Below are 593 nucleotides of genomic sequence, written 5' to 3' on the forward strand. Positions count from 1 at the left end.
TAACTTGAGCATTATTGACTGCTTCATATAGTTTTATGTATAACATACTTTTGTAAAGTGAAATCTTAAAGTAGTCATTATTATAGATATGCTCATACGAGGTATCATCAAGGAAACTATCTGGTGCCGATGTCTTAGTTATACTCATATCTGAGCAATAAAACTCTACTGCCTCTTTAAGGTCTTTACAATTGGATTCAAAGATAAAATCTAATCTATTTATAAGTTCAGCAACTCTTGTTTGGAGCTTCCGAGAGAATTCATCCATTTTATGGTAGTAAGTAGAGCCTTTTGTTTCAACATCAATAATATCAAGTAAACTGCTCATACTGTCTGAACATTTGTCTATGTTTTTATTGTTTAGTGAATCAATTGCCTTAGCTACAGATTCTCTGAATACTTGGTCATCTATGGTTTTATCTTTAACATCTTTCTCAATAGATATAAGTGTACTACGGTATTGATTATATCCAATTGATACATTATTAATATGCTCATTTTTTGTAGTAACATTATCAATGTGACTGGCTTCTTTAGATTTATTAGCTTTGTTATGGAAAGATCTTATAATCTTTTTAAATATAGTTATGAAA

1 protein-coding gene is annotated in these 593 nt (G+C 29.3%); it reads right to left on the reverse strand.

Annotated features, from left to right (window positions below; translation table 11 throughout):
• Positions 1–593: hypothetical protein (locus DNK84_RS13915; protein WP_208123360.1), on the reverse strand; the 593-nt coding region annotated here is incomplete at both ends.

The organism is Facilibium subflavum (genome assembly GCF_003574485.1).
In the GTDB taxonomy this organism is placed as follows: domain Bacteria; phylum Pseudomonadota; class Gammaproteobacteria; order Francisellales; family Francisellaceae; genus Facilibium; species Facilibium subflavum.